Consider the following 21171-nt stretch of genomic DNA (forward strand, 5'->3'; position numbering starts at 1 on the left):
GAAGAACAGCAATGACTTTAGAAAATTTGGTAAATAAAGTAATTGATAAAGTTCAGGAAGAATTGCAGGGGTCATTTGAGGTAGAGGCGAGCGGACGTCATGTCCATTTGAGTCAGGAAGATTTGGAAGCCTTGTTTGGTCCCAACTATCAATTAACAAAAGCAAAAGACCTATCACAGCCAGGCCAGTTCGCTAGTCAAGAAAGGCTGACAGTTGTCGGTCCAAAAGGCGCTTTTCACAATGTGGTTATTCTGGGACCTGTTCGCAAACATTCTCAGGTAGAAGTTTCCCTGACCGATTGTTTGCAGCTGGGCACCAAGGCTCCCATTCGCGAAAGTGGTGATATTGAAGGAACACCGGGTGTCATCTTGGCTCATGGGGACAAGGCAGTTTGTCTGGATAAGGGCCTGATTGTAGCTAAGCGTCATGTTCATATGACACCGGAAGATGCCGAACGTCTGAATGTAAAAAATCACGAGATTGTACAAGTCAGAGTAGAAGGTGCTCGTCCGCTGATTTTTGATGATGTGGTCATCCGTGTTAGTCCCAAGTTTGCGACCTATATGCATATTGACTACGATGAAGCCAATGCTTGTGGTTTCAAAAAAGGAACACGCGGACGGATTATTAAAAAATAAGTCCTATGAGCAAATAAAAGGTAGGTAAAGAATGGAAAATCTAGATCATTTAGTAGATTTGATTACAGACCGCCTGATGGAAAAGTTGAAGAAAAAGCCTCAGGAACCCTCAGTATATGTCATTGGAGGCGATAAGATTCCTGACTTATTAGAAGGGGAAGGCTTTCAAGTCGTAAAAGATTCTTGCACAGCAGAGATTGTTGTTGTTGAGACACTTGGCTTTGATGCTTTTCTGAGACTCTCATCCCTTTGCCCTTTAGCGGTAGAGGAAGCAGTCATTTTAAAGAGTCTTTTGAAAGGCAAAAAAGTCCTAGTGTCAGACAGCGCCTTTGCTATTCAGCAGTACAAGCAATCTTCTAAAGTGCACTTGTATCAGGAACTGCAGGGACAGCGCGAAAAGCTGATCCGCTACGGTCTGCAATTTTATAAAGAAGGCCAACTCTTAGCACTCCTAGAAAGCAATCATGCTGAAGAGCCTCGTCCGGCTGAAAAGCGGGCGGTGACAGAAGAAGTCAGCCAGAAGGCTAAGGCTCCGATTAAGACGGTTTTGCTGACAGAGAAAAAGCTGAGAGAAATGGGTTTACCTGAAAATGGAAGCTTTAAAATAGAAAAAGGAATGATTGTGACAGCCTTGGCGAGAGATTATCTAAAACGTCAAAAAATAGAAATCATAGAATAAAGGAGTGGGTAGAGATGTTTGTTGGTAAAGTAAAAGGAAGCCTTTGGGCGACTAGAAAAGACGAAAATTTAAATGGTTTGAAATTTTTAGTGGTCGAACGGCAGCTAAATGAACATCAAAGTGACCCAGCTCTGCTTATTGTGGCCGACTGCATCGGTGCAGGCGAAGGAGACCAAGTAATGGTAACCACTGGCAGTTCTGCCCGTATGAGCCTGAATAAGGTAAATATACCTGTGGATATGGTTGTTGTGGCTATCATTGACAAGGTTGACTATCACAGTGATGAAGAATATTAGAAACTAAGGTAATGTTATGAGTATCAATGAAATTATCATTTATATCATGGTTCTATTCATGCTGATCGGTGCAGTGGATAAATGTATCGGTGGCAAACTAGGACTAAGTGAAAAATTTGAAGAAGGTATCATGGCTATGGGAGCTTTGGCTCTGTCTATGGCTGGGATTATGGTAATCGCTCCCCTCTTGGCGGATGTCTTGAAACCGATTGTCGTGCCTTTGTATGGCTTGGTGGGCGCTGACCCGTCAATCTTTGCGACAACCTTCATTGCCAATGATATGGGAGGAGCTCCTCTGGCTCTCAGTCTGGCTCAGGATCCGGCGGTAGGAAATTTTGCTGCCTTTGTACTGGGCTCTATGATGGGGCCAACCATCGTCTTTACGATTCCAGTTGCCTTGGGTATTATCGAAAAAGATGACCGTCCGCTTTTGGCTCGCGGAATCTTATACGGTTTGGTAACTGTTCCGATTGGCTGTCTTCTCGGAGGAATTTTCGTGCCAGGTCTGCCTTTTGGAACCTTGGTTGTCAATCTTATCCCGATTATCATTGTATCAGCTCTGATTTTCGTAGGATTGCTTTTGGCACCTAATGCCATGATCAAAGGTTTTGAAGTGTTTGGTCAGATCATTGTTATCTTGGCAACGCTTGGTTTGGCCTTTGGTGCAGCTCAGCTCCTGACTGGCAATGAATGGCTCATCAGCATTTATCCAAAAGGTGCTGATACACTGAAGGAAGCCTTTGAAGTTGTAGGAACGATTGCCGTAACCTTGGCTGGGGCCTTTGGTCTGGTAGCTGTCTTTACCAAGGTAGCCAACAAACCGCTTTCTGCTATCGGAAAATCCCTAGGAATGAATGAAGTTGGTGCAGCTGGTTTGGTAGCTTCTCTGGCTAATAACATTGCCATGTTCCAGATGATGAAGGATATGGACAAACGCGGTAAGATTATCAACGTAGCCTTTGCCGTATCTGCTTCCTTTGTTATCGGAGATCACCTAGGCTTCACAGCTGGTCAAAAACCGGAAATGATTGTGCCGATGATGATTGGTAAATTTGTCGGCGGTATCACAGCGGTATTACTGGCTTTCTTCTTAACGAAGAAGGAAGCCTAGACTTGGAGGTATGAAGTATGGCAGATATTAATCGTTCTGACCTAGAAACATTGGTTCGTAAGATTTTATTGGAAGAATTAGCCACTAAAGATGGTGGGAAGAAAGTCAGCAAGGCAGGAGTGGCTTCTATCGCCCTGCCAGGTCTAGATGTTCGTCCAGAAGATCGCTTGGATACAGGTGATGCGAGCCATCAAGTTTATACACGAGACTTGCTGACCTTAGACGAAAGCCCAAGATTGGGCTTGGGTCTGATGACCATGGAAAAGACAACTTTCCCTTGGCATCTGGACTATGATGAAGTGGACTATGTTATTGAAGGGCGTCTTGATATTATCGTTGGTGACGAAGTCATGACAGCTGGCCCTGGCGAAATACTCTTTATCCCTAAAGGTAGCGACATTCAGTTCTCTGTCAGAGATAAGGCCCGCTTTATCTATGTGACCTATCCGGCTGACTGGCAAGGCTAGTTTGTCGGAAGATTGAACTATTGGATTCAATAGTTTGATTCCCCATTAAGGGGAAGTAAAAAACGGATGGTATCCCCATATAAAAACCAGTGCCTCTGTATTGCACTACAAAAGTTAGACACAAAAATCTAACTTTTTAGGGCCAGTACACTTTAGGTGCTGGTTTTCGTTTAAGCAACTGTCAGTCTGTCTAGTTCCGTAAGCTACTAGGCGAATAAATCACGCCATGCAGGTGCGAATTAAAGATTACCCTAAAAAATCCAAATGCTATACAATTATGATGTTGAAGTTTGCTCAAAACTGAGAGGGGAAAAATATAGATTGAAAGGAGCATGGTTTATCATGCACAAATTATCCTCGAATATCCTGCCATCTCCCAGTTCTGTAAGCACAGTCTGATGGAGCTTTTTTGCTTTTTTCATTCTTGAAAGATATAGGAAAACATGCTATAATGAAAAGAACATTCTAAAAATCAGAAAGATTATTATATAGTAAGGAAAAAAATGGCGAATATTTTAAAGACTATCATTGAAAATGATAAAGGTGAATTAAGAAAATTAGAAAAAATGGCTGACAAGGTCTTGGCTTATGAAGACGAAATGGCGGCCTTATCTGATGAAGAACTTCAGGCAAAAACAGAAGAATTCAAGAAACGCTATGCTGATGGTGAAAGTTTAGATCAGCTCTTATTTGAAGCTTTTGCGGTTGTCCGTGAAGGAGCTAAGCGGGTATTGGGCCTTTTCCCTTATAAGGTACAGGTTATGGGGGGGATCGTTCTCCATCATGGTGACGTTCCAGAGATGCGTACTGGTGAAGGAAAAACCTTGACTGCGACGATGCCAGTTTACTTAAATGCCCTTGCAGGCCAAGGAGTGCACGTTGTCACAGTCAATGAATACCTGACTGAGCGTGACGCGACCGAAATGGGTGAACTCTACTCTTGGCTGGGCCTTTCTGTCGGTATCAATCTGGCAGCTAAATCTCCATCTGAGAAGAAAGAAGCATACGCTTGCGACATTACCTATTCAACCAATGCTGAGATCGGCTTTGACTATCTGCGTGATAACATGGTAGTCCGCGCTGAAAACATGGTACAGCGCCCACTCAACTATGCCTTGGTCGATGAGGTGGACTCAATCCTGATTGACGAAGCTCGGACACCATTGATCGTATCCGGACCGGTTTCTTCAGATACCAACCAGCTTTATCATATGGCTGACCACTATGTCAAATCTCTGGATAAGGACGACTACATCATCGATGTTCAGTCTAAGACGATTGGTCTGTCTGACTCAGGTATTGACAAGGCAGAAAGCTACTTCAAGCTGGACAATCTCTACGATATTGAAAATGTTGCCCTGACTCACTTTATCGACAATGCTCTGCGAGCTAACTACATCATGCTCCTTGACATTGACTATGTGGTCAGTGAAGATCAGGAAATTCTGATTGTCGATCAGTTTACTGGTCGGACTATGGAAGGACGCCGTTACTCTGACGGTCTCCACCAAGCGATTGAAGCCAAAGAAGGTGTGCCGATTCAGGAAGAAACAAAGACTTCTGCTTCTATCACTTATCAGAACCTCTTCCGTATGTATAAGAAGCTGTCCGGTATGACAGGTACAGCTAAGACAGAGGAAGAAGAGTTCCGCGAAACTTATAACATCCGTGTTATTCCGATTCCAACCAACCGTCCGGTAGCACGTATTGACCATTCTGACCTGCTCTACCCAAGTATTGATTCTAAGTTCAAGGCAGTTGTTCAGGATGTTAAAGAGCGTCATGAAAAAGGCCAGCCAGTTCTGGTCGGTACTGTTGCGGTTGAGACCAGTGATTATATTTCTAAGAAATTGGTGGAAGCTGGGGTTCCTCACGAAGTTCTTAATGCGAAAAATCACTATAAAGAAGCGCAAATCATCATGAACGCCGGCCAACGTGGGGCGGTTACCATTGCGACCAATATGGCTGGACGGGGAACCGACATCAAGTTGGGTGAAGGTGTTCGCGAACTGGGCGGTCTCTGCGTTATCGGTACAGAGCGCCATGAAAGCCGCCGGATTGACAATCAGCTGCGTGGACGTTCAGGACGTCAGGGCGATCCAGGTGAGTCACAGTTCTACCTGTCACTGGAAGATGAGCTTATGCGCCGCTTTGGTTCAGAGCGGATCAAGGCCCTGCTGGAACGGCTGAACTTTGACGATGAAGATTCTGTTATCAAGTCTGGCATGCTGACCCGTCAGGTAGAGGCAGCTCAGAAGCGTGTCGAAGGAAATAACTACGATACGCGGAAACAAGTCTTGCAGTATGACGATGTGATGCGTGAGCAACGGGAAATTATCTATGCCGAGCGCCACGATGTCATTACTGCTGACCGTGACCTCAGTCCTGAAATCCAGGCTATGATTAAACGGACTATCAACCGTATTGTTGATGGCAGCAGCCGCTCTGATCAGGATGATAAGATTGAAGCGATTTTAAACTTTGCTAAGTATAACTTGGTTTCAGAAGATTCTATTTCAGATAGCGATTTGGAAGGCAAGTCTGACCAAGAAATCAAAGATTATCTGTTTGAACGTGCATTGGAAGTCTACGACAGTCAGATTGCTAAACTGCGAGACGAAGAAGCAGTGCGTGAATTCCAGAAGGTCTTGATTCTGCGCGTAGTGGACAGCAAGTGGACTGATCATATTGATGCCCTTGACCAGCTACGCAATGCTGTTGGATTGCGTGGTTATGCACAAAATAACCCAGTTGTCGAATACCAAGCGGAGAGCTTCCGTATGTTCAACGACATGATTGGATCCATCGAGTTTGATGTGACTCGTCTGATGATGAAAGCGCAGATTCATGAGCAAGAGCGTCCACGGACAGAGCGTGCTATTAGTACGACAGCTACCCGCAATATCTCTGCTAAGGCGCCAAATATACCTAATAATATAGACTTGTCTAACGTAAAGAGAAACGACCCTTGTCCATGTGGTTCTGGCAAGAAGTTCAAGAACTGTCACGGCCGTAAAAAGTAAGCATAAAAGAAGGAGAATAGATGACCTTTAAAGCAACCAGTCAACCCATTGATGTGGCAGAAGTTCGCCAACTTGCTAAGCTAGAAGGCGACATGCTCGCTCGCAAGGAAAAGCGTGACCGAGAGTTGGAAGCAATTCTGCGTGGTCAGGATGACCGCATTCTCTTGGTCATTGGTCCCTGCTCTTCAGATAATGAAGAAGCGGTGCTGGAGTATGCCAAGCGTCTATCTGCTCTCCAAGAAGAAGTAAAAGACCGTATTTTCATGGTCATGCGGGTTTATACTGCCAAGCCTCGGACGAACGGAGATGGCTACAAAGGGCTTATTCATCAGCCTAATGCGACAGCCGCTCCTAGTCTGATTAACGGAATCAAGGCAGTCCGCAATCTACACTATCGGGTTATTTCTGAGACAGGCATGACCACAGCTGATGAGATGCTCTATCCAGAAAATCTGCCTCTGGTAGATGATTTGATTTCTTACATGGCTGTAGGAGCTCGCTCGGTCGAAGACCAGCAACATCGCTTTGTGGCTAGTGGGGCAGATTTGCCAACCGGCTTGAAAAATCCGACTTCTGGCAATCTCAATGTCATGTTTAACGGTATCTATGCAGCTCAGAACAAGCAGAGTTTCCTCTTTTCCGGTAAGGAAGTAGAAACATCTGGTAATCCCTTGGCGCATGCCATCTTGCGCGGTGCCCTCAATGAATACGGTAAGAATATTCCAAACTACTATTATGATAACCTACTGGACACCATTGCTCAATATGAAAAAATGGGCTTAGAAAATCCCTTTATCATCATTGATACCAATCATGATAACTCTGGTAAGCAGTATCTGGAGCAGGTGCGTATCGTTCGCCAGACTCTGATTAATCGGGACTGGAATGAAAAGATTAAGGCTACAGTACGGGGCTTTATGATTGAGTCTTATCTGGAAGACGGTCGTCAGGACGAACCAGAAGTCTTTGGCAAGTCCATTACTGATCCTTGTCTGGGTTGGGCAAATACAGAACAGCTGGTTCGTGAAATTTATGATACATTAGGAAAATAGTATGGCATTTATTGAAAAAGGTCAGAAGATTGACATTGAGCAGATTAAGTCCAGAACCAGACTGACTGGTCAGGCCTTGGCTCATAAAAACAAGCGAGACCAAGAACTAGCTGAGATTCTCAGTGGGGAAGACGAGCGTATTCTCTTGGTGATTGGCCCTTGCTCATCGGACAATGAAGAGGCTGTGCTGGAGTATGCCCGCCGTTTGTCAGAGCTGCAGAAGAAGGTCGCGGACAAGATTTTTATCGTCATGCGGGTCTATACTGCTAAGCCGCGGACCAATGGGGATGGCTATAAGGGCTTGGTTCATCAGCCTGATACTTCTAAAGCACCTAGTCTTATCAATGGTTTGCAGGCAGTTCGTCAGCTGCACTACCGCGTCATTACAGAGACTGGTCTGACGACGGCTGATGAGATGCTCTATCCGTCCAATCTTGTGCTGGTAGACGACTTGGTCAGCTATCATGCTGTGGGGGCACGCTCGGTTGAAGACCAGGAGCACCGCTTTGTGGCATCAGGTATTGACGCTCCAGTCGGCATGAAAAATCCAACTTCTGGCAATCTGGGTGTTATGTTTAACGCTGTCTATGCGGCACAAAATAAGCAGACTTTCCTTTTTCACGGCCAGGAAGTAGAAACCTCTGGGAATCCTTTGGCACACGTTATTCTGCGTGGGGCAACCAATGAATATGGTAAAAATATCCCAAATTTCTACTATGAAAATATGCTGGATGCCATTTCCTACTACGAAAAGATGAGCTTGGAGAATCCTTTCATCGTCATCGATACCAATCACGATAACTCTGGCAAGCAGTATCTGGAACAGATTAGGATTGTGCGTCAGACCTTGCTGAATCGGGATTGGAACGAAAAGATTAAGAGAGCGGTTCGTGGTTTTATGATTGAGTCTTATCTGGAAGATGGTCGGCAAAATGAGCCGGAAGTCTTTGGTAAATCCATTACAGACCCTTGTCTAGGCTGGGACAATACTGTTCAGCTCATTGAAGAAATTTACAACACTTTAGATAAATAAGGAAAATTGAAAGGGACAGTCTTGACCTGTAAAGAGGACTAACTGTCGGGTGAAGACGAACTCAGCTGGCGGTCCAGCTGAGTTTTGTCGCCTTTCCAGATAATGATATGATAAAAGGACACGGAATTGACATAGAAGAACTGGCTGCCATTGAGCGAGCCTATCTGAAAAATGCCCGCTTTGCAAAGAAAGTGCTGACCAAGGCGGAGCTTTCTCGTTTTGAGGAGTTATCTGGTAAGCGGAAAATTGAATTTCTGGCTGGTCGTTGGGCTGCCAAGGAGGCTTTTTCTAAAGCTTGGGGAACCGGTATCGGTAAGCTTAGGTTTCAGGATTTGGAGATTTTAAACGACCGTCAGGGAGCACCTTATTTCAGCCGGTCACCTTTTACTGGCAAGGTTTGGATTTCGCTCAGCCATGCTGCTGGGCTAGTTACGGCCAGCGTTATTTTGGAGGAAAATGATGAAAGCTAGTCTGCATAGACCCAGTAAGGCAGTGATTGATTTAGCTGCCATTGCTTTTAATATTAGACAACTGAGTGCCCATCTGCCTCAGACGACAGAGAAGTGGGCTGTTGTCAAGGCCGATGCTTATGGCCATGGAGCTATTGAGGTTTCTAAGCACATTGAGCCCCTCGTAGATGGATTTTGTGTGTCTAATATCGATGAAGCCTTGGAGCTTCGCTCAGTTGGTATTGGAAAAAAAATTCTGGTGCTAGGAGTGTCAGATTTGGCTGCGCTTCCGCTAGCTAGACAAGGAAGAGTTTCTCTGACTGTGGCTAGTCTGGAATGGCTAGACTTAGCTTTATCCGCTAACGAAGATTTAACTGGATTGAATTTTCATATCAAGATTGACTCTGGTATGGGGCGGATTGGTTTTCGAGATAGTCAGGAAGCTCAGGAGGCAATCCATCGCTTGCAGGCTGCTGGGGCTGTCGCGGAGGGAATTTTTACCCACTTTGCAACGGCAGATGAAGCGGACCACCATAAGTTTGAAGCCCAGCTGGCTCGTTTTCATCAGATCTTATCTGAGCTGGACAGTGTTCCTCCTCTTGTCCATGCTAGTAATTCCGCCACCTCTATCTGGCACAGCGAGACCGTTCTAAATGCCGTTCGGCTAGGGGATATCATCTATGGTCTCAACCCCAGCGGAAGAGTTTTGGAACTTCCTTATGAATTCAAGCCGGCTCTGTCACTGGTCTCAGAATTGGTACATGTCAAGGAAGTAGAGGCTGGAGCAGATGTTGGCTATGGAGCCACCTATACGAGCAAGTCTCAAGAGTGGATTGGCACCATTCCTTTGGGTTATGCGGATGGCTGGACACGCGATATGCAGGGCTTTGATGTCTTGATTGATGGTCAGCGCTGTCCTATTGTCGGCCGGGTTTCCATGGACCAGATTACAGTGCGCCTGCCTCAGGCTTATCCCCTTGGCACTCCAGTTGTGTTGATTGGAAATAGCGGAGCGGAGACCATTACGGCGACAGATGTGGCAGAAAAGCGTGGCACCATTAACTATGAGGTGGTTTGCCTGATTAGTGACCGTGTACCGAGGGTCTATAAAGACTAAGATGATTAATGCAGGGAACCGCTTGAAGTATTTGATAATGTTCTAGCTTGGCCACCTGTCTGTGATGTCAGCACCGCAGCAGTATCAGAACTGAAAGAGGAATTATGAATTTACACCAACCTTTGACGGTTCTGCCTGGTGTGGGACCGAAATCAGCAGAAAAATTTACCAAGCTGGGTCTAGAGACCTTGCAGGATTTGCTGCTTTATTTTCCTTTTCGTTATGAGGATTTTAAGAGTAAGAACGTCCTAGACTTGGAGGATGGAGAAAAGGCAGTTGTTTCTGGTCAGGTCGTGACTCCAGCCAATGTCCAGTATTACGGCTACAAACGCAACCGGCTGCGCTTCACCATCAAGCAGGGGGAAGTCGCTCTGGCAGTTAATTTCTTTAACCAGCCTTATCTGGCAGACAAGATTGAAGTGGGAGCTAATATAGCTGTCTTTGGAAAGTGGGACAAAGCCAAGGCCAGTCTGACTGGCATGAAACTTCTGGCTCAGGTAGAAGAGGACTTGCAGCCTGTCTATCGGCTGGCTCAGGGAATTAGTCAGGCCAGTCTGGTCAAGCTGATTAAGACTGCCTTTGACCAAGGATTGGACTTGCTCTTAGAGGAAAATCTGCCCCAGCCCCTGCTGGAACGCTACCAGCTAGTGAGCAGAGTTGAGGCTGTGCGGGCTATGCATTTTCCAAAGGACTTGGCGGATTACAAGCAGGCTCTTCGGCGGGTTAAATTTGAAGAACTTTTTTATTTCCAAATGCAGCTGCAGGTCTTAAAGAGAGAAACCAAGGCTGTCAGCAATGGATTAAAAATTGATTGGCAGTCGGATGCTGTGGCCGTGAAAAAGAAGAGCTTACCTTTTGAGCTGACTTCAGCTCAGGAGCGCAGTCTGACAGAGATTTTGCAGGATTTGCGGTCTCCTGGGCACATGAATCGCCTGCTGCAGGGGGATGTGGGAAGTGGAAAGACTGTAGTCGCTGGTCTGGCTATGTATGCTGTTTATACAGCAGGCTTTCAGTCAGCTCTGATGGTTCCAACAGAAATTTTGGCTGAGCAGCATTTTGACAGCCTAGCTCAGCTTTTTCCAGAATTGAAGCTGGCCCTACTTACTGGGGGAATGAAAGCAGCTGAACGCCGGGAAACCTTGGTAGCAATTGAAAAGGGTCAGGTGGACATGATTGTCGGAACCCATGCCCTGATTCAGGAAGGAGTCCGTTACCATGCATTGGGCTTGGTCATCATTGACGAGCAGCATCGCTTTGGGGTGGAGCAACGCCGGATTTTACGGGAAAAGGGGGACAATCCTGATGTCCTCATGATGACGGCGACTCCTATTCCCAGAACCCTTGCTATTACAGCTTTTGGTGATATGGATGTGTCCATTATTGACCAGATGCCGGCAGGACGCAAGCCTATCATCACCCGCTGGGTCAAGCATGAGCAGCTGGAAGTAGTCCTCGACTGGCTAAAAAAAGAACTCCACAAGGGTGCTCAGGTCTACTTTATTTCTCCCTTGATTGAGGAATCTGAGGCGTTGGATCTTAAGAATGCCATTGCCTTAGAAGAAGAATTGACAGCCTATTTTGGTCGGCAGGCCCAAGTGGCTCTGCTTCATGGCAAGATGAAGAGCGAGGAAAAAGAGGCGATTATGCAGGACTTCAAGGAAGGACGGACTGATATTCTGGTCTCTACCACGGTCATTGAGGTCGGAGTCAACGTCCCCAATGCTACGGTGATGATCATCATGGACGCAGACCGCTTTGGGCTCAGCCAGCTTCATCAGCTGAGAGGCCGTGTCGGCCGGGGGAACAAGCAGTCTTATGCCGTCCTTGTTGCCAATCCTAAGACGGAGTCGGGCAAGCGCCGCATGAAAATCATGACTGAAACGACCGATGGTTTCCTGCTGGCTGAGGAGGATCTGAAAATGCGAGGTTCCGGAGAAATCTTTGGCACTCGGCAGTCTGGTATTCCTGAGTTTCAAGTGGCAGACATCGTAGAAGATTATCCGATTTTAGAAGAAGCCAGAAAGGTTGCCAGCCAGATTACAGCTGATTCGAACTGGCGGACAGATCCTAGTTGGCACTTGATTGCTCTTCATTTGGACAAGCGAGATTACCTAGATTAAGAGTTCTTTGGATTAAGTTTCCTACAAGATATTTATAAGTAGGCTTTAAGTTTGAGGGATTATACTGTTGTCAAATCAAAGAAAGAGGTAGGACCAATGACAATGTAAACATCCCTTAAAATCCTGTAGCCAAAGCTTGAAGACTAGAAGACCTACGAGGTATAAGTTACTCAAAGAAGCAGAATAAATTAGAATTTTTTCATCAACAATCTCCTAACAAATCACAAGCTTCACCCGATTGGTGAAGTTTTTTGTATGCGACTGAAAAGGCTTGTTCATTTCAAGTAGTAGATAGAGATTGCTGGACTTCTTTGACTATAAGCTTTCCCTAAGAAATCTATAAGAGATTCTTAAGTTTAGGGCTGTATCCTTATATCCAAGTAAGAACAAAAAGATTAGGGACCAAACTTGAAGCTAAACACTCCAAGAGTTTCGTTTTTGTTCTTAAAGAATTAATGATAAGCGAGGTAAAAGCTATGAAAGTTGCAATCAAAGTCCGCTATCCGAAGACATTTAAGCAAGCTCAGAAAATGGAGGTGACCTATGGTAAGTGATTATATTTTTGAAATTCTAGAGTCTCTGTTTGAGATTATCTTCTAAGCACAGCAATTCAATGAGATTTGCCCAGTTTTAGAATATGAAAGAATCAAAAAAGTGCTAAGCAAACTTAGCACTTTTTGATTTAAAGAAAATAAATAGGGACTTTTTCTCTCAGCCTTCCATATAATCTCGGAGTTCTTGACCTTTGAGTCCGGAATTCAGGGCGATGAGCAGTTTGATTCTGGCTTTTTGGGCATTGAGCTCTTTGACGAAGAAGATACCAGCCTGGTGCAGCTGGACGCCGCCTCCTTCATAAGCATAGACTGGCTCAGCGATCCCGTTAAAACAGCGAGAGACCAGAGCGATTGGCAGTCCGGCTGCTATCATATCAGCCAGCTTGTCAGCTACTTCCTTGGGGAGGTTGCCAGCACCGAATGCCTCTATGATGAGGCCGTCTATCTTGTCTAAATCCAGCATGTCCAGAAGTTCTGTCTTCATACCGGCATAAGCTGGAATGATGGGCACCAGACCAGAAATGCTATTCAAGTCAAAGCGGACTCGAGGCTCCGCTGTCTTAAAATAGAGAATCTCCTGCTTCATAATCAAGCCGAGCGGTCCGTGAGTCGGCGTTTGGAAGGTGCTGACATTGGTCGTGTGGGTCTTGGTTACATACTTGGCAGCATGTGCCTCGTCATTCATCACGACAAGCACGCCTTTATCACTGGCTTTTTCATCACTAGCCACCCGCAGGGCTGTCAGGTAGTTATAGACTCCGTCGCTCCCCAGCTCATTGGGACTGCGCATAGCTCCGGTCAGAACGACTGGAATCTTCGGCAGCTGCATAGTATCCAGAAAGTAAGCCGTCTCTTCTAAAGTGTCTGTCCCATGAGTAATGACTACTCCGTCAAATTGGTTAGCACTGGCTTTGATTTTCTGGTAAAGTTTGAGCATGTGTTGGGGCGTGATATGAGGACTGGGAATGTTAAAAAAGTCAATGACTTCCGTCTCAATCCCCTCAAGCGGAACTGTCACATGGTTCATAGGGTTATCAGCATTGGTGACGACAGCCCCAGAGCCGTCAGCCTGCATGGAAATAGTTCCTCCTGTATGCAGGACCAAGATTTTCTTTGTCATAAATTCTTTTTCTCCTTGTAGTCATGATGCAGGTCCGAAAACTAACATTATATTTTCATGGAGTTTTCAATTCCGTTGCATAGATATTACTCCAGCTTTTCTTTTCTGCAATTCATGTGATTGTATGCCATTTTTGTGTTATAATTTATTGTATCATAAAAGGAAAGAATGAGAAAATCAATGGAAGTAAAAGCCGTCTTTTTTGATATTGATGGGACACTGGTCAATGACAGTCGAACGGTTTTGAAATCTACAGAAAAGGCTATTCAGAGTTTAAAGGAGCAAGGAATATTGGTCGGTTTGGCAACAGGCCGTGGTCCTTTCTTTGTCAAACCTTTTATGGAGCAATTGGACTTAGATTTTGCTGTGACCTATAATGGCCAGTACATTTTTTCAAGAGACAGGGTAATTTCTGCCAGTCCCATTGACAAGCAGAGTTTGCGGGATTTAATCGCCTATGCTAAGAAGCATCGGAAAGAAATTTCCTTGGGAACAGCTGAGGCTATGCTGGGCTCCAAGATTATGTCCTTTGGAATGAGCCCTTTCTCCCAGTGGACTAGCCGCTTCATCCCTAAGCGAATGGCGCGAACAGTTAGTCATGGTTTTAATAAAGTCATCAGCAAGGCCTTGCCCCAGCATGAAAAGGATCTCCTGCAGCTGATTCAGGAGCCGATTTACCAAGCTTTGATTTTGGCCAGTCCAGAAGAAAGCCGTAAGATTGAAGCGGACTTTCCAGATTTGAAATTTACCCGCAGTAGCCCCTATGCGGTCGATATTATCAATAAAGACACGTCTAAGCTAGAGGGGATTCGCCGAGTTGGCAAGGAATACGGTTTTGACATTCATCAGGTCATGGCCTTCGGTGACTCTGACAATGACTTGGAAATGCTATCGGGAGTTGGCCTCTCCATTGCTATGGGAAATGGAACCAGCTCGGTCAAGGAAGTGGCCAAGCATACAACCAGCAGCAATAGTCAGGATGGGATTCATAAGGCTTTGGAGCATTTTGGCATCCTAGCGAGAGAAAAGGTCTTTACCAGCAGCGACCATCACTTTAATAAGGTAAAAGAGTTCCATAGTGTTATGGATGAAAGCACTCAGGAAGAGCCGATTGCTTGGTCGCCTCAGGACGCTCGCTATCGGGCAGGCTTTAAGCTGGAAGAGCTGGTCGAGTTTCTGCGAGCAGCTAGTGACTCAGAGGAAGACTTTGACAGTTCTGTAGCCTACCTCCATCAAGCGCTTGACAAGGCTGCTGATAAGGTTCGCTCCAAGAGTCAGGCTGAGGTTTCTCTAGTCGGTCAGGTAGATGCCTTGATTGATACTCTATACTTCACTTATGGCAGCTTTGTCCTGATGGGAGTAGATCCAGAGCAACTATTCGATATTGTCCATCGGGCTAATATGGGCAAGATTTTCCCAGACGGGAAGGCTCACTTTGACCCCGTCACTCATAAAATCCTAAAACCAGATGATTGGGAAGAAAAATACGCTCCCGAAGGAGCTATCAAAGAAGAACTGGAACGACAGATTCAGGCCTACCAACGTACCATAGAGCAGAAAGAAGAAAGCAAAGAATAAATGTTTGAAGAGCAGAAATTTTTTGCTCTTTTTTTATTTTATGGTACAATAAGAAAAAAATGTAGAGGAGAGGACGGATGGATCAATACCAAGTTAAGAGCGACCTATCAACAGCAGCCCGTCATGCAACAGCAATCGGGGATGCAAATTTCCTGCAGATGATAGCTATTACTCGAGATTCGCAGACAACTGTTGCTGGAAATTCTAATGCAAATGCAGGGATTTCACATGTTGAAAGCTTACAAGGGCAGCTCGGGGCACACATTACAAGTATTATTCAGAATGTTCATAGTGTAGAAGCAGAGTTTGAGGATAAGGATGCTATGATTCGTCAAAGTCTGACTACTAACTATTTACCGCCTAAAAAGGAACCGACAGTCACTAAAAAAGATTTAGGTCTGAATACCTTGACTACTTTGGAGGAATAATCAATGCAGGAAGATAAGCGGTGGACTGCCTTGTTGGCCAAGGAGCGGAGGCTTGCTGATCATGAATGGGAACTCTATCAAAAGTTGGGACAGGCAAAAGCTCAAGAAGAAGATGTATTATGTCAGTTGGATTCTATGGGGACGTGGTTTCATGATCTGTCTTATGATTTCGAAGGAAGCCGATATTACAGTAAGATAGCAGACTGTCAGCTAGATTTTTCTCATCGAACCAGACAGTTAAAACTTGATATAGAGGAACAGATACACAAACTGCGGAAAGAACATCAAAATGCAGAAAATCAGCTAGAGGAAGTATACCAAGAGAAGCGTGCCTTAGCTGTCGAGGAGTAAAGATGAGTATTGATATGTATTTAGAAGCTGCTCGAACGCAGGCAGAAAGCCTTGGGCGAGCGGTTGAACAATGTTTGGGGCAGAATCTCAAATTAATAAGCGTTTTATCAGCTTTTCATAATGAGGATGAACTAACAGGTAAAGCCTATGATTCTGCCAAAAATCATATTGTTGGAACTGTCATCCCGATTGTTCAGGGAGTCATTCTCTATCAGGAAGCGATAGCCTTAGCTTGTCAAAATTTTGTTAGTAACTACACGGCAGAAGTAGACGGTAAGAGCTAGCGCCAATCAGAACTGGAAGAGAAAATTCGTTTTGCGGAACAGCAACTGGCTGAGTTGGAACGCAAATCGCAACTCTATTCAAATAATAAGGGTATGTCTATTGTTGATTTCAGCGCTTCCATCGCTGTTGCAGAAAGTGCTAGGCAAGTTTTCCAAGAGATTCTGGATAATTTGCTTGCTTTTAATGAGAGTTCGCCAACTATCTTCGCGGAGGCTGAGTCTTACTTGGCAGCCGCATCTACGGGTCTATCTCAGGCAGGTCAGAGCTGGGATGCGTCGACTCAGACTTATCTCCCTCCGCGCCGAGATGCTGATCTCAGCTGGAAAGCTACCATCAATTCTGGATGGACTAAGCGGCAGGAGATGATTGAGGAAGTGAAGAGGCAAAATGCCAAGAAGACAGAGTTTGATAGAATTGCTGAGATGGATTACGATGATTTACATCATAATTATTCTGAAATTATTTTAGCAAAAGAGAGTGGCGATTTAAACAGTCCATTCTATAAGCAAAGCAAGACTGAATATAGGATTAAACTTGAAAAAGCCGTTGTTAAGAGGTACGAAGAAGTAAAAGATTTACCTCGGGAAACCAATATTAGTAAGTATACTTTGCAGAAGGTGGATCCATTTTTCAAAGCAAAGATTGACCGAATGAACCATAAGGAGCTGGAAGAATATTATCCTGGATTAAAATTTAGTCCTATAGCTCCGATTCTAGATCATAACTATTATTCATCCGAAATAGATGAGGCGAATGATATATATCTGGCTGCTCGCTATCAAGAATTGGATAGCCAAAATCCTATCAGTAAACATGATCCCAACTTTGAGCAAAAACGTTTTGACTATATCGCTGAAACGGGCCTTGATCCAGTCACAGGCAAAGAGGCTGATAAGGAGCTCCTGAATTATGCCACAAACTATACTAATTACGCACCTGGTATAAAAGCGGGTTATGACTTCCTCATGGTAGGAACAGCAGCTTGGAGTACTCGGGCTTATAATAAGGATATACAAACACAAAGGGCTGATGCCCAGATTAATGAGTATTATCAGATTAAGGATGCGGTGAGAAATTCGAGTGTGGGGAGTAAGCCGGTGGTTGAGATTAAAACCTACAGTATGGATGATTTAGTGAATCTTAAACACACAGATAACTTTACTGAGAAGTCTAAGATTCACATTTTTGAAGGTGATATAAATAAAAAAGGTCGAGCAGGAGGCTATCATTATGATATGGTAGAAGGGACTTCTGGAAATATTATCGAAGGTACGAAAGGGCCGACCTTAAGTGATGCTGGGATTTATGAGGCAAAAGTTGAAGTAAATGGAACTTTTAAGAAAGCTAATGGAGGGAAATCAACCTTCTTCCCTGACCATATGAGCCCGCAGGAGGTTGTAGATGCCATTAATGAGGCATATAGTAATAAGATTTATCAAGAAGGTTCAAGAGGTGTTTATGTCGGCAATAGTAAGGAAGGAATTAAAATTAGAATGGTTCTTACTGATGATGGAAAAATTATTACAGCTTATCCAACTGTTTCAGAGTAGAAAGGTTTATAGATGTTAAGAAGAGAATATAAATTATTTAAAAGTGTTGAGAACAGAAATGCACTTACGGTATTGTATAATAGAGAAGATTATAAAATTATAACAACCTTTATGATTACAGAAGTCACGGATTTTTATCTGGATGTTCGAGAAGCTTTGGAGAGTGTAATTTCTGGGAGTATGGAAGAATATGCTTTTGATGGTAATCTTTTAGGGATTGAAATTGGCAACGAAATAACGGAAGTATACTTCCAATTTGAGGAAGAAATATTAGGTGGTCCATGCTTTATTCCTACAAATGAGCTTAATAAATTGGTTTTAGAGTGGAAAGAAATGGAAGAAAAAATGCACAGAGGGGAAGATATTTTTCCTGTGATTTTAGAAGATTGATATAGTATAAAGAATTTAGGGTAGGATGCTTTCCTTGCCCTTTTCGTATCATAGATTTGTTAAGCAAACACGATCCTAACTTTGAGCAAAAACGTTTTGAATATATCTCTAGAACTGGCATTGATCCAGTCACAGGCAAAGAGGCTGATGAGGAACTCCTGAATTATGCTACAAACTATACCAAGTACGCACCGAGTATAAAAGCGGGTTATGACTTCCTAATGGTAGGGGCAGCAGCTTGGAGTACTCGGGCTTATAATAAGGATATACAAACACAAAGGGCCGATGCCCAGATTAATGAGTATTATCAGATTAAGGATGCGGTAAGGACTCAGAGCGTGGGGAGTCAGCCGGTGATGCCGAATGCTGAAATGAATACTGGAATTCCTAAATTAAATTACTCTAGTTTACCTGATAATGCACAAAATTCTTACAATGAGTATACAAAGGTAGGTTGGGAAGGTAATTTTAAAGGTCAGACAGAAGGAACTGCAGCAGGGAAAAAATTCAGAAATGCTGATAATGTTTTGCCAGCTACTGATCAGCACAATACTCCAATCACTTATAAAGAATTTGATGTCAATAATAAACTCCCGTCCCAAGGAAGAGATGGCGAGAGGTTTGTAAGGGGAAGTGATGGCAGTGTCTACTACACAGAAGACCATTATAAAACATTTAAAAAAATAGAATAGAGGTTTGAAATCGTGAAAAACAAAATTCATTACATTACAAAGCTTGAATTGCAAGACCTATTGCCTTTCAGCGGCTTTGTAGAAATTTTTGATGGGAATCAGATCCAAAACAAAGAAGAGCTATTCCGTTTTCTTGAAAAACATGTCGGCCTTCCTGATGCGAATAATTGGTCATCTATTACGGATTGGCTGACAGACTTATCATGGTTAAAAGCTGAAGAATACACTTTTATTTTTGAAAATTATGATGGTTTCTTAAAAGATGACTTATCTTCTAAAGACTTATTTTTAGAAATTTTGGAAGAAGACGTCCTTCCTTGGTGGGAAAGTGATGTTCAAAAACATGTTGTTGGCGGTAAGGTCAAGAGTTTTCAAGTTTACATAGTGTAAAATTAAAAAATGGAAAACATTTTTATGGAGTTGCCTTAAGGTAAAAAATTTGATGATTCATATAGCGGTATATTCATATCAGAGACTGAGAGTGCTAATCACAGCTATGCAATTGACCGTTACTTCCTGACGGACAGTCAGAAAATACTTAGCTGGCGTGACCCGAATTACATGGCGAAGTTCAATCATTACATTCTTGAAGAAGGTATCAATCCGAATACACTTGAGCCAGCAACAGCGGAAGAAATTCAAACAGCTGAATGGTATAACCGCTTCTATCCTATCACCGAAAAACTTAGCTGGGGAGCTGCCTTGTATTCTGCTTATGTGGGGTATAACCAGTATTATAATAAACCTTATACAACAATCCCCGAAGCCATCGGCAAAGGAAAAGACTGGATTAAAGGGGAAATTCCGAGTGTGGGGAGTCAGCCGGTGCTTGGTCCTCAACTCCCATATGGTTCCTATAGTGGTCGGTCTGCAATTGATAAAGTCTATAAAATAAAGATTCCTAAAGGAACTACTATCTATGACGGTCCTGTAGGGAGTCAAGGAGGAATTTATCAAGGTGGGCTCAATAAAGAGCAAATTTTCATTGATTCACCATGGAATTTAGATGGTGTGGAGGTCATAGATTCATGGCCAATAATTCATTGAGGAGGAAGATAGTATGTTAGAAACAGTTTTAAAAGCAATTGATAATTTGTTATCAATAATTGAGCAATATAAAATTAAAAACGTTCATCCGCAAGTAGAGGATTTAAAGTATTTAAAAAAATCTTTGAATACCAATGACGAGCTAAGTACAAGGGAAAAATTTACTCTTTATCAAGAACTTTTTCCACCACGCGGTGGTTTATCAGATATTCACTATTGGCATAACGACTTTGAAGCAAGAAAAACAGTTAATGAAGTCATATCAGATTTGACGAATACAATTGCTGATTATTTACTGGAACGGTAAAAAATAATATAATGGTGAATATTCTTAATGTAAACGAAGTCTTCAGAAATGGAATAAAGATTAAGATGGACAAAATTACATATCAAGAAATAATTAAAACGATTGACAGAGGAGAAGAATTTGAAATATTTTATCAATCGCATAAGCTTTGGATTAGTCAAACGAAAGAAAATGTAATATTAACTCCAGACGGAAAGCCGGAGGAAAGCCAATATTTTAAAAATTTGAGTGAATTTGAAGAAAAAGCTAATAGAGTGAAAAGATATCTAGCATAAACAAGAAAACTAGAGCAGTCATCTGCTCTAGTTTTTATAAAGTCTTGTCTGGGTCTCTGACCACCAGCAAGTCAACCTTGGCGTGGCGCAGGATATATTCGGAGGAAGAACCGACTAGCAGCCGTTCAAAGGCATTGAGACCGGTAGCACCAACCATGATCAGATCTACCTTGTGCTCTTCTGGGATATCTGTAGCCAAGAGAGTCTTGGGATTGCCCATCTCAATGACAATGTCAACATACTTGATACCGGATTTTTGAGCTTTTTCTTTCAACTCAGCTGTCAGCTTTTTGGCATCTTCCTGCAAGTCCTCGTAAACATCTGCATCAAAGGTTGAGACACTTTGCAAAGCCCGGGTGTCAATGACATGGGCGATAGTGAGACGAGAGCCGTTTCGGAGAGCCACGTTTACACCTTTTTCAAAAGCTAGTTCGGATTCGTGAGAACCATCTACAGCAACCATAATATTTTCATATTTCTGAGTCATAGAGCTACCTCCTCTAAAATGGTCGGCAAAGGACGTCGTATCATTCACAGAATGATTGGGCTGACTAAAAATCAATCAGTCCATAACGTCCGAGTGATTTGCAACTATTTTCTTGTTTCTAT

At 43.6% G+C, this 21171-nt stretch carries 22 protein-coding genes and 1 pseudogene; 21 read left to right on the forward strand and 2 right to left on the reverse strand.

The genetic code is table 11. The features are described from left to right. The first annotated feature begins 11 nt into the window (after positions 1-11). The 11 genes from eutD to recG all read left to right on the forward strand — a co-directional run bounded on the left by eutD (position 12) and on the right by recG (position 11985). On the forward strand, positions 12-638 hold the full coding sequence (eutD, locus tag SSV_RS02205) for an ethanolamine utilization phosphate acetyltransferase EutD (protein ID WP_002896361.1): 627 nt from the start codon (positions 12-14) through the stop codon (positions 636-638). Positions 639-669: 31 nt separating this feature from the next. Continuing rightward, on the forward strand, positions 670-1317 hold the full coding sequence (locus SSV_RS02210) for an ethanolamine utilization protein (RefSeq protein ID WP_011836569.1): 648 nt from the start codon (positions 670-672) through the stop codon (positions 1315-1317). A 14-nt stretch (positions 1318-1331) separates the two neighbouring features. Continuing rightward, positions 1332-1613 (forward strand): EutN/CcmL family microcompartment protein, encoded by a 282-nt coding sequence (locus SSV_RS02215; RefSeq protein ID WP_011836570.1) that lies wholly within the window; start codon positions 1332-1334, stop codon positions 1611-1613. 16 nt (positions 1614-1629) lie between these two features. Continuing rightward, complete coding sequence (locus tag SSV_RS02220) at positions 1630-2724, forward strand: ethanolamine utilization protein EutH (RefSeq protein WP_072073507.1); 1095 nt, start codon at positions 1630-1632, stop codon at positions 2722-2724. A gap of 17 nt (positions 2725-2741) precedes the next feature. Continuing rightward, positions 2742-3191 (forward strand): cupin domain-containing protein, encoded by a 450-nt coding sequence (locus SSV_RS02225; protein ID WP_072073508.1) that lies wholly within the window; start codon positions 2742-2744, stop codon positions 3189-3191. Positions 3192-3694: 503 nt separating this feature from the next. Next, positions 3695-6214 (forward strand): preprotein translocase subunit SecA, encoded by a 2520-nt coding sequence (gene secA / locus SSV_RS02235; RefSeq protein ID WP_072073509.1) that lies wholly within the window; start codon positions 3695-3697, stop codon positions 6212-6214. A 20-nt stretch (positions 6215-6234) separates the two neighbouring features. Beyond that, on the forward strand, positions 6235-7266 hold the full coding sequence (locus SSV_RS02240) for a 3-deoxy-7-phosphoheptulonate synthase (protein ID WP_002919532.1): 1032 nt from the start codon (positions 6235-6237) through the stop codon (positions 7264-7266). Between the two features lies 1 nt (position 7267). Next, on the forward strand, positions 7268-8299 hold the full coding sequence (locus SSV_RS02245) for a 3-deoxy-7-phosphoheptulonate synthase (protein ID WP_072073510.1): 1032 nt from the start codon (positions 7268-7270) through the stop codon (positions 8297-8299). Positions 8300-8406: 107 nt separating this feature from the next. Beyond that, positions 8407-8769 carry a holo-ACP synthase gene (gene acpS, locus SSV_RS02250; RefSeq protein ID WP_072073511.1) on the forward strand — a complete coding sequence of 121 codons (363 nt, stop codon included), beginning with the start codon at positions 8407-8409 and terminating at the stop codon, positions 8767-8769. Continuing rightward, complete coding sequence (gene alr / locus SSV_RS02255; protein WP_304362501.1) at positions 8759-9865, forward strand: alanine racemase; 1107 nt, start codon at positions 8759-8761, stop codon at positions 9863-9865. Before acpS ends, alr begins: the two co-directional genes overlap by 11 nt. A gap of 104 nt (positions 9866-9969) precedes the next feature. After that, positions 9970-11985, forward strand: coding sequence for an ATP-dependent DNA helicase RecG (gene recG / locus SSV_RS02260; RefSeq protein WP_072073513.1), 2016 nt, complete (start codon positions 9970-9972; stop codon positions 11983-11985). A gap of 711 nt (positions 11986-12696) precedes the next feature. Here the strand turns inward: recG and SSV_RS02265 are convergent. Continuing rightward, positions 12697-13659 (reverse strand): asparaginase, encoded by a 963-nt coding sequence (locus SSV_RS02265; RefSeq protein WP_072073514.1) that lies wholly within the window; start codon positions 13657-13659, stop codon positions 12697-12699. A 180-nt stretch (positions 13660-13839) separates the two neighbouring features. Between SSV_RS02265 and SSV_RS02270 the strand changes: the two genes are divergently transcribed. From SSV_RS02270 to SSV_RS02315, 10 genes and pseudogenes are all read left to right on the forward strand, one after another. Continuing rightward, a complete protein-coding gene (locus SSV_RS02270) occupies positions 13840-15237 on the forward strand; it encodes a Cof-type HAD-IIB family hydrolase (protein ID WP_072073515.1) in 1398 nt (465 codons plus the stop codon). Between the two features lie 77 nt (positions 15238-15314). Continuing rightward, complete coding sequence (locus tag SSV_RS02275) at positions 15315-15665, forward strand: TIGR04197 family type VII secretion effector (RefSeq protein WP_072073516.1); 351 nt, start codon at positions 15315-15317, stop codon at positions 15663-15665. Positions 15666-15668: 3 nt separating this feature from the next. Then, positions 15669-16016, forward strand: coding sequence for a DUF3958 family protein (locus SSV_RS02280; RefSeq protein ID WP_072073517.1), 348 nt, complete (start codon positions 15669-15671; stop codon positions 16014-16016). A 2-nt stretch (positions 16017-16018) separates the two neighbouring features. After that, positions 16019-17851, forward strand: a pseudogene (locus SSV_RS02285) (EndoU domain-containing protein). A gap of 12 nt (positions 17852-17863) precedes the next feature. Further along, positions 17864-18241: a hypothetical protein gene (locus SSV_RS02290; RefSeq protein ID WP_072073518.1), complete on the forward strand. Its 378-nt coding sequence runs from the start codon at positions 17864-17866 to the stop codon at positions 18239-18241. A 56-nt stretch (positions 18242-18297) separates the two neighbouring features. Then, the gene (locus SSV_RS12135; RefSeq protein WP_080983532.1) at positions 18298-18933 is read left to right on the forward strand and encodes a ribonuclease domain-containing protein; all 636 of its coding nucleotides are present in this window, start codon (positions 18298-18300) and stop codon (positions 18931-18933) included. A 12-nt stretch (positions 18934-18945) separates the two neighbouring features. Next, a complete protein-coding gene (locus tag SSV_RS02300; protein ID WP_080983533.1) occupies positions 18946-19323 on the forward strand; it encodes a barstar family protein in 378 nt (125 codons plus the stop codon). A gap of 171 nt (positions 19324-19494) precedes the next feature. Continuing rightward, positions 19495-19980, forward strand: coding sequence for a hypothetical protein (locus SSV_RS12155; protein ID WP_255297031.1), 486 nt, complete (start codon positions 19495-19497; stop codon positions 19978-19980). A gap of 13 nt (positions 19981-19993) precedes the next feature. After that, positions 19994-20287, forward strand: coding sequence for an ABC transporter (locus SSV_RS02310; protein ID WP_072073519.1), 294 nt, complete (start codon positions 19994-19996; stop codon positions 20285-20287). 65 nt (positions 20288-20352) lie between these two features. Further along, on the forward strand, positions 20353-20562 hold the full coding sequence (locus SSV_RS02315) for a hypothetical protein (RefSeq protein ID WP_141640124.1): 210 nt from the start codon (positions 20353-20355) through the stop codon (positions 20560-20562). A 34-nt stretch (positions 20563-20596) separates the two neighbouring features. Here the strand turns inward: SSV_RS02315 and SSV_RS02320 are convergent, their stop codons facing one another. After that, positions 20597-21049 (reverse strand): universal stress protein, encoded by a 453-nt coding sequence (locus SSV_RS02320; protein ID WP_072073521.1) that lies wholly within the window; start codon positions 21047-21049, stop codon positions 20597-20599. Between the last annotated feature and the right edge of the window lie 122 nt (positions 21050-21171).

Origin of the sequence: Streptococcus sanguinis (assembly GCF_001078705.1) — a bacterium.
In the GTDB taxonomy this organism is placed as follows: Bacteria; Bacillota; Bacilli; order Lactobacillales; family Streptococcaceae; genus Streptococcus; species Streptococcus sanguinis_D.